This is a genomic window from Dyadobacter luteus, from assembly GCF_003383615.1.
GTDB lineage: Bacteria > Bacteroidota > Bacteroidia > Cytophagales > Spirosomataceae > Dyadobacter > Dyadobacter luteus.
The window spans coordinates 172,509-188,083 of record NZ_QNUL01000008.1 but is presented as its reverse complement, the minus strand read 5'-3'; the positions used below and the strand labels follow the sequence as shown (position 1 = coordinate 188,083).

Sequence of the window (15,575 nt, the reverse complement as noted above, 5' to 3'; positions counted from 1 at the left end):
TTGTTTGTTTAAAATAGGCGTTAATTAGTTTTTGGACCAACGGAAGTTCAGGCCAAGGAAATAGGAGCGGCCACTAAATCCGGGGCCGGTTGCGTCGTGACCGGAAGAAAGGATGTTACTGTTTATAGATGTTAAATTGAAAAGATTCTTTGCGCCCGCTGTAAGGCTTATGTACTTGCGGAAATTCTTAGTGATAGTCAGATCTGCTAGATGGTAGCTATTGATTTGACCTAAGGTAGCCGTTACAGGATCTGTAGTGGTGAGCATGTATCTCGGTCTCTTTCCTGTGTATTTGTAAAAGAAACTGATGCTTGTATTGATTTTAGAAAACAGGTAAACCAGATTGGCATTCACTTCCGGAGACCAGATAAACTGAGGTAAATCGCCTAATCCTTCGGCATTGTCCAGAATTTCGTTGTAGGAACCTATATAGTTGGCCCCAAGAGATGCCTGCAGATGTTTTCTCGAAAACTTATTATCCAGGCTAAAGCCTGTAGTTTTAAATAAACTGATGTTCAGATAGGTAGTTTGTGTCGGATTGTCGGGATCCAGTGCAGTGTCTATACGGTCATGAAAAACATTGTAAAAAGCCCCAAGTGTTGAAGTGAAATGGATGTTGTTTTTCTGTGGAGCATTCCATACAAGGAAAGAATTAAAGCTGTTGGAATATTCTGCCTTAAGATTCTCATTTCCATTGATCGAATGTGATGCATCGTGGAAGTCGAAGTAAAGTTCGCGAAGAGCAGGGGATCTGAAACCTCTTGCATAGCCCAATCTCAGGTCGAAAGACTTACTCAGGCTAACCTTGGCATTAAGCGAAGGAATTATCGGAGGTGCATCGTAAATGGAGTTCTTTAGGAATCTTACACCGGGGCTCAATTTGATTCCCACAGGTAACTTCAGCTCAGAAGAAACAAAAAACGCATATTCATTAATCGTAGGTTCTCCTTTGATACGCTGACCGCTGCTGCTGTTATTTGTGATCTCTATGCCGGGCAATAGAATGACGTTTGAAGATACTTTGTACTTCGCCATTCCACGAAAAAATGTAGTGGTAAAGATAGATTTGTCCTGGCCAGCCGGGTCTAGCGAGAGTGTTCTTCTACCTGTATTGAGGTCAATATTGGTACTTAAAGTTCTGCGGCTATAATCCGTATAAGACAGTGCGCCTGAAAAATCAAGTTTGTCGCTGGCTCTGTATTCGCCTTGTGCCTGATGAAACCAGCGTTTGGTGATGTAATCTTTATCTCCTGCCTGGTTAATGGAAGTTGCGTTTCCCAGTAACTTGATAGTCTCATCTGTTCCGTTAAATTGATACCAGGCATTCCAGTTTTTTCCACTGTATCCCAACATACCGTTAAACAACATCTGTTCTTTGGGAAGCCACATTTTGGCACGACCGGTGAGATCTCCCTGCCACCCGCCAAAGTTGTTTCTCGTTACATTACCAGACGCGCGAAATCCGCTTTTTTGCCAGGCAATTCCCACATTCGCCTGGTGAGTTCCATCATTATTGAAAGCATTGTATTCAGTACCCACAGTTTCCTCCAGTACTCTTGCAGAAACGCTCAGGTTATCCTGTCCGCCTCCCTTTTTTGTAATAATGTTAATTACACCTGCCAGCGCATCAGTCCCGTATATTACTGACATCGGACCTTCTACAATCTCAATGCGTTCAATAATATTGACATCAATTTGCCCAAGACTTTCCCTGGTTCCGCCACGGTCTACCATGGGAACACCATCCAATAATATCTTCACATTCTGACCGGACATACCCATTAATTGTATGTCTGTTGTGCCTAAAATAGGATCATTGGAAAAGCGAATGCCTAGCTCTGTATTCAGAACGGACTGAATAGTGGTGGCACCTCTAAGCTTTATACGTTCACCATCGATACTTCGTACCTGATAGACTGAATTACGAAGGGACTGCTTTTCAAACTGGCCTGTAACGACAGCATCGGAGAGAAATAATGGAAGTTCAGTTAGTGTAATGTCATTTAATGAAGTAGTTGATCCTGTGGAGATCTGAATTTGCTGTGTCTTCTCCTGAAAACCCATTTGGCTGACTCCAATGGTATAATTTCCTGTTGGTAAACTCAGTTTGAAGTTTCCATCTGAGTCAGAAAGTGCGCCGTAACTGGTGTTTTTGATGACAATTGATGCGTCGGGTATCGGTTGATTATCGGATGAGATAATCCTGCCTGAGACTTGTCCCCGTTGTGCTGATGTGGTGTGATGAGCGACCAAGAGGAAGAGGATGCAAATGGTCGAGTAAATAAGTTTCATTGTTAATTATGTCAATTTAGACCAATTATAGAATTGCAAATAAAATAGTATTTAGACTAATTACAAAGTAAAGTGTACGGAATAATTTTCCCGGTCTTGAAAATCACCTGAAAAAACGGTTTTCTGCTCTTAAAGGAAGATAGAATGAAATGTACTAATGGATCTCTGCAACGATTTGTACCGTAACAATATCCTTCAATTTCCAGTCCTTTTCACCGATCTGATAATCCAGCCGGTTTACTTCAAATTGGCTGCTGAGGGTGTAACCACCGTCTTTGTTCTTTTTGGCATCGAAGGGGAGTGTAACATTTTTACTTACATCGCGGATTATAAGTGTTCCGGAAGCACGGTAATTATTGCCGGATTTTTCAATTTTTGAAGATTTGAATCGGATTTCAGGAAATTTGGCGACATGAAAATACTTTTCACTCTTCATGTCCTTATCACGGGTTTTATTTCCGGTTTGAAAGGATGAAGCATCAATAGTGAGGTTGAATGACGATTTTCCAGGATTATTTTCATCAAACACAGCAGTTCCCTTTGGTGCATCAAAAGTACCATCGCAGGTGCCCAGGACAAACTTTACACTGAAATTAGTTGAGCCCGAAACAACCCGACTTGTTTGGGCATTGGTGATATTTGAAAAAACGGTCCAGAGGATCAGTATAAAAGGAAGATGCTTCATATCAAGATCAGATTTCTGAATAATAATGCACGGACTTTAAATTATTGTTCCTCCAGAACAGATTCTCCTTCCGATAAATCGCCGCTTGTCCATCGCCACTTTTCATAAAGCCGTATTTTCCCATTAGGTAACAGCTCAGGTGTGGATATACATATTCCAGTCATCATTTCTCCTTTGGTATTGATCTGATGATAACGCATGTCCAGTCCACCATCCTCATTGACAAGGGCGATCAGCTGTCCTGATACAATGCGCCCGCCGGAATAGGTTGAAGTGACGATATTGCCAGTTTGTTTGTAAACGAACTGCATACTGAGGTCTACTTCTCCGTTCTCTGAATTGGAAACAGGATTGAATACTTTATTATCGTAGTTGATTTTCATCTATTGTTACTGTTTTCGCCGTTTTTAAGGACCAGGTCGATCTTCTGATCCAGCTTTTTTAGCATTTCTACTTGTTTGGCCTGAATTTCAAATAACGTTTTGATTTGCTCCTCCAAGAGTAAATCCACTTTCTGGTGCAGGCTGCGAACTTCAAGTTCAGCCTTCAGATTGACCATATAATCGTTTTCGGCATTAATACGGTCTTTTTCTTCCTGCCTGTTCTGGCTCATCATAATGATCGGAGCCTGTAAAGCCGCGACTGACGACAGAACAAGATTCATTAGTATGAAGGGAAAGGGATCAAACTGAGCAGATGCCGGTACCATGGAATTGTAGGCGATCCAGCCAATGAGCAGAATGGAGAACGTGATGATGAAGGTCCAGCTGCCGCCAAACTTCGCCACCTGATCCGAAATTCTTTGCCCGACCGTTGATTTTTCGGTAGGAGGATGTAGAAGATTACTTAGAAGTAAATCCTGGTCTTTTATGGACTGAAGTACGATGTCATGCAATTTTTTAATCTGGATGTTCTGTACATCAAGAATGTCTTCAATATCCTGCTTTCCGGTATCCATGTTTTTGATTTGGAGGTCAATTTACAAATTTGTTGTGCTTTTCTTAATTCACTGCCCAAATTTCATATCCCATGAGCATAATCATCTTTAACGACGATAGTGGCCCTTCTTGGGATATTTATAAAATATAAACTCTATAAACTTAGAGGGGATATTTTTATATTAAGTATGAAAATAATGTTGTTTCTCAATACTCTTTAATAAATTTGGATCGGATATCAGAATGGGTAGGATTTCAGAACTTATGTGCAGTCTTTAACTGTTATTGTTCGCAGCGCATCCCGCTCATTTAGTTCTATTCCAGGTTATCACCAGACATACTGTATTTTAATTAATCCTTTTATTCAGTAGTTTATCATTAATTCTGTTTCTGTCATGAAATTAGTGCCCATAGAAAAGCGTAGCGGACTTACCCGTGAAGAATTCATCGAAAACTATTTAAAACCAAGTCGTCCGGTAGTATTTACTGATCTGATGAAGGATTGGCCGGCCATGGAAAAATGGACATTCGACTGGCTCAGGGAAAATCATGGACAAATAGAAGTGCCCTTGGTAGATAATCACGTGCATGACGCTGATAAGTATTTCCAGACCGCGAAAACGATGAAGTTTGGAGATTATCTTTCAGCCATTGAAGCAGGACCTACAGATCTTCGTTTGTTCCTCTTCGATATATTCAAAAAAGCACCTTCATTGGAGAAGGATATTATCTTCCCGACCATTATGGATGGGTTTTTGAAGTCTTACAAATTTGTATTTTTCGGAGGACAGGGTGCAATCACAAACCTGCACTATGATATGGATTGCTCGAATGTGTTCTTGACACAGTTCCATACGCGCAAGCAGGTAATACTGTTCGCACCCGAAGATAGCGCGAGGCTTTATCACCATCCATACACTGTAATGAGCAAGGTGAATCCGATTGATCCGGACTATGAAAAATTCCCGGCTCTGAAAGGGCTTACAGGATATGAAACTACACTCATGCACGGGGAAACTATCTTTATCCCGTCTCTGTGGTGGCATTATATCCGCTATGTAGACGGAGGATTTAGTTTGGCTCTACGTGCTAATAACTCAGTATTTACTGCTGTTCGCGGTGGTATGAACATCGTTCGACATACGTTTGTAGATAAAAGCATGACCAAAATTTTTGGTTTAGGTTGGCAGCATTGGAAAGAGAAGCAAGCTGTAGAGAAGGCACAGCATTTGGTCTAGTGCAATCTTACGTATAGAATTATTTATTTTGAAATACCCCGGCGGAAAAGTCGGGGTATTGTTTTTGTACACGGCGTATTTACAGCCCGTCAGTACAAGAAACTATTCTATATTTAATCAGCGTTGTTTAGAGTAAGCACCTATTGGGAAATTTGATTTTGCTCCATATGATGTCAATTGATTCCTCAGCTAATCGCTAATAAGTATTGGCTAACAGCTATTTACATTTATTATCAGGTTATGAATTTTGAACTGACTTCTGATTACAAACCTACCGGTGACCAGCCGGAAGCGATAAGACAACTTTTAAATGGAATTAATGCCGGTGAGCCTGCCCAGACTTTGCTTGGGGTTACTGGTTCCGGGAAAACATTTACGGTAGCGAATGTAGTTGCGGAAATTAACCGGCCCACGCTGGTTTTGAGTCATAACAAGACATTGGCTGCGCAGCTATATGGAGAATTCAAGCAGTTTTTTCCTAATAATGCGGTGGAATATTTCATTAGCTACTATGATTATTACCAACCCGAAGCATTCATTTCGACTACAAATACCTATATAGAAAAGGACCTGATGATCAATCAGGAAATCGATAAACTCAGGTTACATACGGTTTCTTCTCTGATGAGCGGAAGACGTGATGTGCTGGTGGTGGCCTCGGTATCCTGTATATATGGAGCAGGCAATCCCAATGAGTACAAAAAGAGTATTGTGAGTGTGAAGTTGGGAGATATCGTGAGCAGGAATCAATTCCTGTTCAGACTGGTGGAGATTTTGTATAGCCGTACTGAAGTTGAGTTTAGTCGTGGTACTTTCCGTGTGAAGGGCGATACGGTAGATATCTATCCCGGCTATGCTGACTTTGCTTACAGGGTCATCTTTTTCGGCGATGAAATTGAAGAAATTCAGCGTATTGAACCTGATAGCGGAAAGAAGATTTCCAATGATAAAGCTATCGCCATTTTTCCGGCTAATCTGTTTGTGACGGGCCGGGATGTACTTAATCAGTCTATCAAGGAGATTCAGGATGATTTGGTACAGCAGGTTAAATATTTCACCGCGGAAGGCCGATTGGCTGAAGCAGAAAGGGTGAAGGAGCGTACGGAGTTTGATATGGAGATGATGCGTGAGCTCGGTTATTGCTCAGGTATTGAAAACTATTCGCGGTATTTCGATCGTCGTTTGCCCGGGCAAAGACCATTCTGTTTACTGGATTATTTCCCGGAAGATTTTCTGATGGTTGTTGATGAAAGCCATGTAACCATGCCGCAAATACGCGCGATGTGGGGTGGGGACAGATCTCGTAAGGAGTCACTGGTGGAATATGGCTTCAGGCTGCCATCTGCGATGGATAACAGACCGCTTACTTTCCAGGAGTTTGAAGATATGACGCCCCAAACCATATTTGTAAGTGCGACACCATCTGATTATGAACTGAGAAAATCGGAAGGTGTGGTGGTAGAGCAGATCATCCGGCCAACTGGTTTGCTCGATCCGGAAATTGAAGTACGCCCAAGTCTGAATCAGATTGATGATCTGCTCGATGAGGTAACTAAGAGAATCGAAATGGGTGACAGGGTCCTTATTACTACGCTTACCAAACGTATGGCGGAGGAGCTGAGCAAATATCTGGATAGAGTTGGTATCAAATGCCGGTATATACATTCAGAAGTGAAGGCACTGGACCGCGTGGAAATTTTACGGGAGCTACGGTTGGGTGTATTCGATGTACTGGTGGGTGTGAACCTGTTAAGAGAGGGGTTGGATTTGCCCGAAGTTTCGCTGGTGGCTATTATGGATGCGGATAAAGAAGGATTCCTTCGGGATGTGCGCTCTATGATCCAGACAATCGGACGTGCCGCCCGTAATGACCGTGGGAAGGTAATTATGTATGCCGATGTGATGACCGGATCAATGGAGCAGGCCATTGATGAAACAAGCCGTAGGAGGAGTATTCAATTAGAATATAACAGAGCCCACGGAATTACGCCCAAAACAATTCTGAAGTCGAAGGAAGCAATTATGGAACAAACTTCTGTAGCGGATTCCAAGCCTAGAAAGGTATATGTAGAACCAACTGAAATCCGTATAGCGGCGGATCCGGTAGTTCAATATATGGGTAAAAATGATCTTCAGAAATTGATTGCCGAGACACAACGTAAAATGGAATCAGCTGCCAAAGATCTTGACTTCCTTGAAGCGGCGCGTTTGCGGGATGAGTTAATGCAATTGAAGGAGCGTGTGAAGGAGAAATCCTGATAAAAGATTTAGAGAGTGATTTGCTAAGAGGGAGCCCGATTTTTGATCAAGCTCCTTTTCTTTTTAGTTTTTGCCAAATCGGTAACCTACTGAAAATCTCAGAATCCGGTTTTTGGACGAATAACCATCATCTGTAACTGCTGAGGTATTCGAAAGCCCCAGGTCATAAGAAATCCCTAATTGAATCATATTGATTTCAACACCAGCGCCAAATGTCGCTCCTGCTTCGAGGCGTTTGTACATACTATCTTCATCTGAGCCCCATGTTATTTTTTCATCAACTGTTTGGCCCCCCGCATTTGCTTTTACCTTACCTGCCAGCCCAATACCCAGGTAGGGTCCTGCCGTTGCAAATATTCTCATATCGTTTTCCATCTTTTGAGAAACTTTCAGGTTAACCGGAATATCAAGATAATCCATCTTAATGCTGGCGTCAACTTTGGTCCCAAATAAATTATTATTGAATTTGGCTCCCTTTTGATTGAAAAGTAATGCAGGTTCAATGGCTAGCCAGTTATTAATCGGTAACTCAGCAGCCAAACCCAAATGAAGGCCTGGCTTCATATCATAGTCAAGGTTCAGGCCGCCGCCATTTTCTTTTACATTGGCAAGATTTAAACCGGCTTTGGCTGTAAAGGTTTGAGCCTGAGTTTTCGATACGAAACAAGGAGCTGCAATGAATAGCAGATAGAGTAATTTGGTTTTCATGAATTAGACGGTGAGTAGGTAAAAGCTAAACAGATTCTATTAAAGTGAGCTTTGTTTACTTGTGATCAAAATGTGTCCATAGGTAAACGGCGAAATATAGCGAATGTTCAAACAAACTGTAAAAGAAATCATTTATTAAGTATCACTAAATCGGGATTACCCACCAATTATTACCTAATCGTGATCTTTACACATGCTCCCGGAGAAACTGAAGTGCTTCCACCCAGTTGTTTACCCTGTGGTGCTTGGTTATGTTAACATTATGCGCGGCTGTAAATAAAATAGGTGTCCCTTTACAGAAATCCAGATTTTTGAGATGATCATCAATCAGAAAGTCGGTTACAACTACACTTTTATCTCCGCAGAAAATAATATTTCTCCATGATATAAATGGAAAGTGTTCTGCCAGCCAGTCGTATTTTTCGGCAAGTGAGTTAGGAAACTCCATCGCGGCAGAAACGATATAAATTTCGAAATTTTTATTTAGTTCAGTCAATGCTTCAACAGCGCCCGGCATGATGGGTGCATAACGGAAAAAACCCGGTTTGTACAATAAATTTCTGGCAGCAACAGGATCAGGAAATGCCATATCTTCAGGTTTTCCCAGCATTTCATTCCGGTCAATCTTTACGCCAAATTCTTGTTCATAGATGTTTATCCAGTTGGTTTCGATATCTACAATGACGTTGTCCATGTCAATGGCAATAGTCTTTTTCATGTCTGTCAATTTGTGTTTGCGATATTTTGCTTTAAAAATAGATCAAATATTGCAATATATTGCAAATTGTTTTACTATATTTTCTTAAATTGCAGTCTAATTATTAATTATATGCTAAAGGAGGAACGTTTTCAAGTTATTCTTAATCAGTTGAATACTGATCAAAAGGTGCAGCTTGCAGGACTTAGCAATATTTTGCAAGTTTCGGAAGATACGGTAAGAAGAGATATTAAAGAGTTGGCAGAACAAGGTTTGTTGAAATCTGTCAGAGGAGGTGCTATTCCTCATTCTCCCGGACCGCATCATTTCAAAGACAGAATAGGTTACGGAAATGAAAAGAAGCAAATTATTGCAAACAAGGCCTTAGGTTTTTTGAAGGATGATCAGGTAGTCATTTTTGACGGAGGTACATCACCACTTCTGATAGCGCAATCATTACCGAAAGATATCAGACTCACAGTGGTTACCAATAGTTTCCCTATTGCCAGTATCCTGGAGGAGCACGAAAAGGTGGAGGTTTTGTTTGCCGGAGGACGTTTGATGAAAAAGTCATTCGTAACGGTTGGAAGCGATACCATGCATTTTTTTGCAAAATTCAGGGCAGATATTTGTTTGATGGGTATATGCAGTATTCATCCGGAATTGGGTGTCACAGGTCCTGATTACGAAGAAAGTGAAGTAAAAAAGGCCATGGTTGATGTATCAAAGGAGATTATTGCATTGTCGACTGTAGAGAAGCTGGGGACAGCAGAAGGTTTTTATGTATGCCCGACCGATCAGCTGACAACAATTGTCACTGACCAGACGGGCGATAGTGATGATTGTAAGGTTTATCGTGACATGGGTATTCATGTGATCTAGGAACCCGATTTTACTGCTTGTCTTTATCCTCGGAAGTTTGTTCCGTGAGGAAAAAGGTGTCGTCAATCATTCTGGTTTCTTGATTCAACACATTAGAAAATCCCAACATAAATGCCATAACTAACCTTCTCAACCACTTTCCAATCAAAGAGATGAAAGTTGTTTTCATTTTGAGTCATGATGATATAGGTATCCTCAGTTCAGCAATACATGCTGGAACTGTTACTTATTAAAACCGTAGTAAGTGGTTATGGGCGAAAAATGAAGTCTGGCCCGAAAGACACAGTGGAGCATCTGGGCAAAATGGAGGGAAAAGCGAAACGTAGGATTAAGGTCAGGAAAGCAGGATTACGGCTCAAATTGAGTTCGTGGAGTAGTTGCAGCTTTCCGGATAAGAATTGTAAGGACTTTAACTGAATATTTAAGTTTTGGAAAATGAACGCCCGGGGAAAACGCTGCCTGTAAATGGCAACCGCAGCACTATTAGTAGCTGGCGATTTCTGGTATAATGTATTTTCAATACAGGCAAATGGCCTTACCGACTGATATTGAAATGAAGAACTGACTAAGCCAGCCGATAAAAATACCAGTAGCAGCCATTGTAAAATAGGCACTTTAAGCCGTTGATTTTCTGTCAGGTTCATCGTTATGTTATCTTGGTCCCATTCTTATAGCTCCATCCAAACGAATAACCTCACCATTCAACATCGGATTTTCGACGATTGATTTGGCAAGAAGTGCATATTCATGCGGTTTCCCAAGCCGTGCAGGGAAGGGAACCTGTTCTCCCAGAGATATACGTGCTTCTTCCGGTAAGCCCAGCATAAGAGGCGTTTCGAATAAGCCGGGAGCAATAGTCATTACTCTGATTCCCGATTTGGAAAGATCACGAGCGATAGGCAATGTCATACTTACAATACCACCTTTGCTAGCTGCGTAGGCAACCTGCCCAATCTGACCATCGTATGCAGCCACGGAAGCCGTATTGATAATCACACCGCGCTCTCCTTCGCTATTAGGTTGGTTTTGCTCCATTGCAAAGGCTGCCAGCCTGATGACGTTAAATGTGCCGACAAGGTTTACTTTAATGGTTTTCTCAAATGCTTCCAGTGAATGAGGACCGTAGACACCATCAACCTTACCAATCGTTTTACCTACGGGTGCGACACCAGCACAATTTACGACAATATTGATGGAGCCAAATGTTTCCAGCGCCTTATTGATTGCAAGTTTTATATCTACTTCATCGGATACATTGGCTTTGATGAATTTAAGTCTGTTAGGAAACTCATCTTCCAAAGTTTTACCCGCGGCTTCATTAACATCCAAAACAACAATGCGCGCTCCTTCAGAAAGGAACAGCCTGGCAGTGGCTTCTCCGAGTCCGGAAGCACCTCCCGTAATTAATGCTGTAGCGTTTTGTAGTAGCATATTGTTCAGGCTTTCAAAAGGTCAAAACAATACAGTTTTATTTTCTGAGCAGGTGTTCAGGAATAGGGTGCTTTTTTAGGAATTCCTTTGCTGCGGTGACTTTCTTTACAACAACCGGATGTTGAGATAAATCAGGGAGAGAGTTATCTAATGTCTTCTTGACGGAAGGAGCTGATTTTTCTGCGATTTTTCTTTCCACTGTCCTCATGTTGCAGGATGGTAATTTTGTACTAATCTAAAATAATTTTTATAATTAAAAAACTCTCGAAGAGCATATTAGGTTCAAATTGAATCCATCCTGAATTATAATAACCCAATACAGCAATATCACTCATTTGATCAATTACCTTGCTAATCGCTATTTGATAAAGCCTTGTTCGCGAACGGCTATTACCGACCAGATACACTTTACGTTCAGGATGTTGGTTTAAATAATCCTGAATTATGGCCATTACCGTTGCCAGCACCTCGGGCATGTCTCCATTATCTGTGACGTTCTGATCTGTATAATTCTGTGCTATTGGATCAAAATCAAGCAAGGCAAGGTTGTAAATATTATCTCCAATTAGGGTGAATGCAATTGCTTTATCAAAAACGCCTCGTTTACCTACACTTTGGAATTTGAAGTGAGTATTTTCTTCATTAAGTATAAATTCGTACGGCTCGTAATTCATTAGACCAGTTGCCTTTATTTCTTTTGAGACTACCAAAGCAGTAGTAGTCACAACGATATTGGCTAATATCCGACAAAAAAGAGGTCCACAGAGAAATTAATCTCGGTGAACCTCCTATAACCTCTGTGGCTCTCTGTGTAATCTATCTTACGCCACCACTTCAATCTTCATTTTCAATTTAAACTCATCCATTTCAATCTCACTGGCTTCGCCGTTCAGGTCTCCTACGAGATCAAGATCCAATGCCTGAACCTCCTGACAGATGTAGTCTTTATTGGCTGTAACTGCGCTCGCTAATAATTCGTCATTGTTCTGAAGCGTGATTTTGATTTTATCAGTTACTTCAAATCCGCTGTCTTTACGCAGATTCTGCACACGATTTACAAAGTCGCGGGCAATACCTTCCAATCTCAACGTTTCTGTAACGGTAATATCCAGTGCAACGGTTAAGCCGTTTTCACTTGCTACAAGCCATCCCGGAACGTCTTCTGTGTAAATCTCCACTTCTTCCGGAAGGATAGCTGCGACCGGTTGCAGATCTGTAATCAGATACTGTCCCTCTTTTTCAAGTTGTGCAATTTCTGTATTTCCCCATAGCTTAATTTTCTCTGCTACAGCCTGCATATCTTTCCCGAATTTCTTACCCAGAACCTTGAAGTTTGGCTTCGCTTTTTTATGGAAGAAACCTTCGCTGTCGTTAATGGCATCTACATCTTTTACGTTTACTTCCGATAAGATAATAGCAGCAACCTGACTGATCTGACGGCTTGTTTTCTCTGTCAGCGCCGGGATTAGTATTTTAGAAAGAGGTTGACGAACTTTTAGTTTATGTTTCTTACGGATTGAGTGAACCAGCGAACTGATCGACTGCGCCATTTCCATAGATTCTTCCAGATCCAGGTCAATGGTATTGTATTCTACCAAAGGCCAGTGTGTCAGGTGAACCGAATCGAATCTCAATAGGGAATTTGCCTGCTTCGCTTCATCCCTGATTCCGTCTGTAAGACTCTTATACAGCCATTCTCCAAAGAAAGGAGCGATTGGAGACATCAATTGAGAAACTGTTACAAGACAGTGCTGTAAGGTTTCATAAGCCGCTTTTTTGTCATCTGTCAGTCCAGTGCCCTGGTCGCTTGATGGGTTCCAGAAACGGCGACGGTTCAGACGAATATACCAGTTGGATAATTGATCCGTAACAAAGTCCTGAATCAGACGACCCGCTTTCGTAGGGTTGTAATCATCCAGTTGTTCGCCTACTTCTTTAATCAGAGTATTCAGTTTGGACAAGATCCAGCGATCCAGTTCAGGTCTTTCAGAAACTGGTACCGATGTTGCCTCATGGAAGTTATAACCATCCAGATTCGCATAAAGGGCAAAGAAGTTATACGTATTAACCAATGTTCCGAAGAACTTACGTTGTACTTCCTGGATACCATCAATGTTGAATTTCAGGTTATCCCAGGGCTCAGCATTGGTGATCATGTACCAGCGTGTTGCATCAGGTCCATATTTTCCAAGTGTTTCAAACGGATCTACTGCGTTGCCGAGGCGTTTCGACATTTTGTTCCCGTTTTTGTCAAGAACCAATCCTGTTGAAACTACATTCTTGAACGCTACAGAATCGAAAAGCATACCTGCAATCGCGTGCAGGGTAAAGAACCAGCCGCGCGTTTGATCTACTCCTTCGGAAATAAAATCGGCAGGATAGCTTTCGTTAAATATTTCTTGATTTTCAAATGGATAATGCCACTGGGCATAAGGCATCGCGCCAGAATCAAACCAAACGTCGATCAGATCCGGCTCGCGGTGCATCACATGTCCCGATGGTGAAATCAATACAATGGTATCCACATAAGGACGGTGCAGGTCGAAATCGCCATGTTGTAATTTCAACAGGTATTCCGAATTGTGTGCAGCCTGTTCCCTTGTCAAATGACCCGAAATTATTGCTTCTTCGAGTAAATCTTTCAGTTCTTCGATAGAACCGATACATCTTTCCTCGCCATATTCACTACGCCAGATAGGTAACGGAGTGCCCCAATAACGTGATCGTGAGAGGTTCCAGTCTACCAGGTTTTCCAGCCAGTTTCCAAAACGACCCGTACCTGTACTTTCAGGTTTCCAGGTGATCGTTTTATTTAGTTCTACCAATTTATCCTTCACGGCAGTTGTTTTGATAAACCAGCTGTCAAGCGGATAGTATAGAACCGGTTTGTCTGTTCTCCAGCAGTGTGGATAAGGGTGTTCGTATTTCTCGACTTTAAATGCCTTTCCTTCCTCTTTAAGTTTGATAGCAATCAGAACGTCAGTAGCACGGAATTCAGGATCGTTCTGTTCTGCCTGAGAGTAATATTCAGGTTTTACATAGCGTCCGGCATAATCCGTAATCTCCTTTACAAATTTACCCTGACGGTCTACAATAGGAACATCTTTTCCGTTCTCGTCTTTCACCATAATAGCCGGGATGCCATTGGCCTGCGCTACACGAAAGTCATCCGCCCCAAAAGTAGGAGAGGTATGTACTACACCTGTACCATCTTCAGTTGTTACAAAATCTCCAACTATTACACGGAAAGCAGGCAGATCCGGCTGTATATAAGGCATGAGTTGTTCATACTCAACCCCTTCAATATCTTTTCCTTTAAATTCTGCAACAACGGACCATGGAAGATGTTTTTTATCGCTGTCGGCGAAGCCATCAAAATCGCCATCCTGGAATTTCTCAGAGAAAAATTTCCCTACCAGGTCCTTGGCCAATACAACGTGAACCGGTGTATAGGTGTATGGATTAAAGGTTTTAACCAATACATAATTAATATTCGCCCCAACTGTCAGTGCAGAGTTCGCAGGCAATGTCCATGGCGTAGTCGTCCAGGCAAGAATCCGGATATCCAATCCTGCTGTATTGGCAAATACGGGATATGCTTCCTGATTTTTCACCTTGAACATGGCTACAATCGTAGTGTCCTTTACATCCTTATAGGTACCCGGCATGTTAAGCTCATGGCTCGACAAACCAGTTCCGGCTGCAGGAGAGTAAGGCTGAATCGTGTAACCCTTATAGAGTAAACCTTTGTCGTAAAGCTTTTTAAGCAAGCTCCAGAGACTTTCGATATAATCACTTTTGTAGGTGATATAAGGATCATCAAGGTCTACCCAGTAGCCCATCTTTTCAGTCAGGTCGTTCCACTGGTCTGTAAACTTCATGACCGTCTGGCGGCATCTCTCATTATAATCTGCAATAGAAATGGTTTTGCCGATATCATCTTTGGTAATACCCAGTTCTTTCTCAACCTGCAATTCCACAGGCAGACCATGTGTATCCCAGCCACCTTTACGTTTTACCTGGAAGCCTTGCAATGTTTTATAACGGCAAAAAATATCCTTGATTGATCTGGCCATTACGTGGTGAATACCAGGTGTTCCGTTGGCAGAAGGAGGTCCTTCAAAGAATGTAAAAGAAGGTGATCCTTCACGTGTTTCCACAGAAGCTTCAAAGATTTTATTCTCTTTCCAGAATTTCAGTACATCGTCTGCAATCTGTGGGTAGCTCAGGTTTTTAAACTCGTTGTATTTCATATAGCTTTTAGCTGTCAGCTCGTAGCTTTCAGCCATGTTACTGTTACAATGATTTCTTTTTCCAGTTTTGGGAGTGCAAAATTACGGATTTTTTTGGGTAAAGACTTAGTGCCCTTCATTGTTATAATAAGGTCGAAGCCAATAGTATTCCAAAAAAACCTTCAGCACTATGCTTGTTAAGGGAAATAAGCT

At 41.7% G+C, this 15,575-nt stretch carries 13 protein-coding genes; 3 read left to right on the top strand and 10 right to left on the bottom strand.

The window, feature by feature from the left end:
* Positions 1–24: 24 nt before the first annotated feature.
* The 4 genes from DSL64_RS12960 to DSL64_RS12945 all read right to left on the bottom strand — a co-directional run bounded on the left by DSL64_RS12960 (position 25) and on the right by DSL64_RS12945 (position 3,935).
* Positions 25–2,292 carry a TonB-dependent receptor gene (locus tag DSL64_RS12960; RefSeq protein WP_115831322.1) on the bottom strand — a complete coding sequence of 756 codons (2,268 nt, stop codon included), beginning with the start codon at positions 2,290–2,292 and terminating at the stop codon, positions 25–27.
* A 154-nt stretch (positions 2,293–2,446) separates the two neighbouring features.
* The gene (locus DSL64_RS12955) at positions 2,447–2,977 is read right to left on the bottom strand and encodes a YceI family protein (RefSeq protein ID WP_115831321.1); all 531 of its coding nucleotides are present in this window, start codon (positions 2,975–2,977) and stop codon (positions 2,447–2,449) included.
* A gap of 41 nt (positions 2,978–3,018) precedes the next feature.
* Entirely contained in the window at positions 3,019–3,360 is a 342-nt protein-coding gene (locus tag DSL64_RS12950) for an avidin-fold protein (RefSeq protein ID WP_115831320.1), read from the bottom strand.
* Positions 3,357–3,935: a DUF1003 domain-containing protein gene (locus DSL64_RS12945; protein ID WP_115831319.1), complete on the bottom strand. Its 579-nt coding sequence runs from the start codon at positions 3,933–3,935 to the stop codon at positions 3,357–3,359. Before DSL64_RS12945 ends, DSL64_RS12950 begins: the two co-directional genes overlap by 4 nt.
* Before the next feature lie 375 nt (positions 3,936–4,310).
* On the opposite strand from DSL64_RS12945, the gene DSL64_RS12940 reads away from it, so the two are divergent.
* Together DSL64_RS12940 and uvrB are read left to right on the top strand one after the other, a co-directional pair.
* Positions 4,311–5,153, top strand: coding sequence for a cupin-like domain-containing protein (locus DSL64_RS12940; RefSeq protein WP_115831318.1), 843 nt, complete (start codon positions 4,311–4,313; stop codon positions 5,151–5,153).
* A gap of 240 nt (positions 5,154–5,393) precedes the next feature.
* Positions 5,394–7,412: an excinuclease ABC subunit UvrB gene (gene uvrB / locus DSL64_RS12935; RefSeq protein ID WP_115831317.1), complete on the top strand. Its 2,019-nt coding sequence runs from the start codon at positions 5,394–5,396 to the stop codon at positions 7,410–7,412.
* A gap of 63 nt (positions 7,413–7,475) precedes the next feature.
* On the opposite strand, the gene DSL64_RS12930 is transcribed toward uvrB, so the two are convergent.
* Complete coding sequence (locus tag DSL64_RS12930; RefSeq protein WP_115831316.1) at positions 7,476–8,120, bottom strand: porin family protein; 645 nt, start codon at positions 8,118–8,120, stop codon at positions 7,476–7,478.
* A gap of 187 nt (positions 8,121–8,307) precedes the next feature.
* The gene (locus tag DSL64_RS12925; protein WP_115831315.1) at positions 8,308–8,838 is read right to left on the bottom strand and encodes a 5' nucleotidase, NT5C type; all 531 of its coding nucleotides are present in this window, start codon (positions 8,836–8,838) and stop codon (positions 8,308–8,310) included.
* Positions 8,839–8,949: 111 nt separating this feature from the next.
* On the opposite strand from DSL64_RS12925, the gene DSL64_RS12920 reads away from it, so the two are divergent.
* A complete protein-coding gene (locus tag DSL64_RS12920) occupies positions 8,950–9,699 on the top strand; it encodes a DeoR/GlpR family DNA-binding transcription regulator (RefSeq protein WP_115831314.1) in 750 nt (249 codons plus the stop codon).
* Positions 9,700–10,350: 651 nt separating this feature from the next.
* On the opposite strand, the gene DSL64_RS12910 is transcribed toward DSL64_RS12920, so the two are convergent.
* From DSL64_RS12910 to ileS, 4 genes are all read right to left on the bottom strand, one after another.
* Complete coding sequence (locus DSL64_RS12910) at positions 10,351–11,130, bottom strand: 3-hydroxyacyl-CoA dehydrogenase (protein WP_115831312.1); 780 nt, start codon at positions 11,128–11,130, stop codon at positions 10,351–10,353.
* A gap of 37 nt (positions 11,131–11,167) precedes the next feature.
* Positions 11,168–11,329, bottom strand: a complete 162-nt coding sequence (locus DSL64_RS28950; RefSeq protein WP_158547913.1) for a hypothetical protein — start codon at positions 11,327–11,329, stop codon at positions 11,168–11,170.
* A gap of 31 nt (positions 11,330–11,360) precedes the next feature.
* Positions 11,361–11,855, bottom strand: a complete 495-nt coding sequence (locus tag DSL64_RS12905) for a DUF6934 family protein (RefSeq protein WP_115831311.1) — start codon at positions 11,853–11,855, stop codon at positions 11,361–11,363.
* Positions 11,856–11,951: 96 nt separating this feature from the next.
* Positions 11,952–15,383 (bottom strand): isoleucine--tRNA ligase, encoded by a 3,432-nt coding sequence (gene ileS, locus DSL64_RS12900; protein WP_115831353.1) that lies wholly within the window; start codon positions 15,381–15,383, stop codon positions 11,952–11,954.
* Between the last annotated feature and the right edge of the window lie 192 nt (positions 15,384–15,575).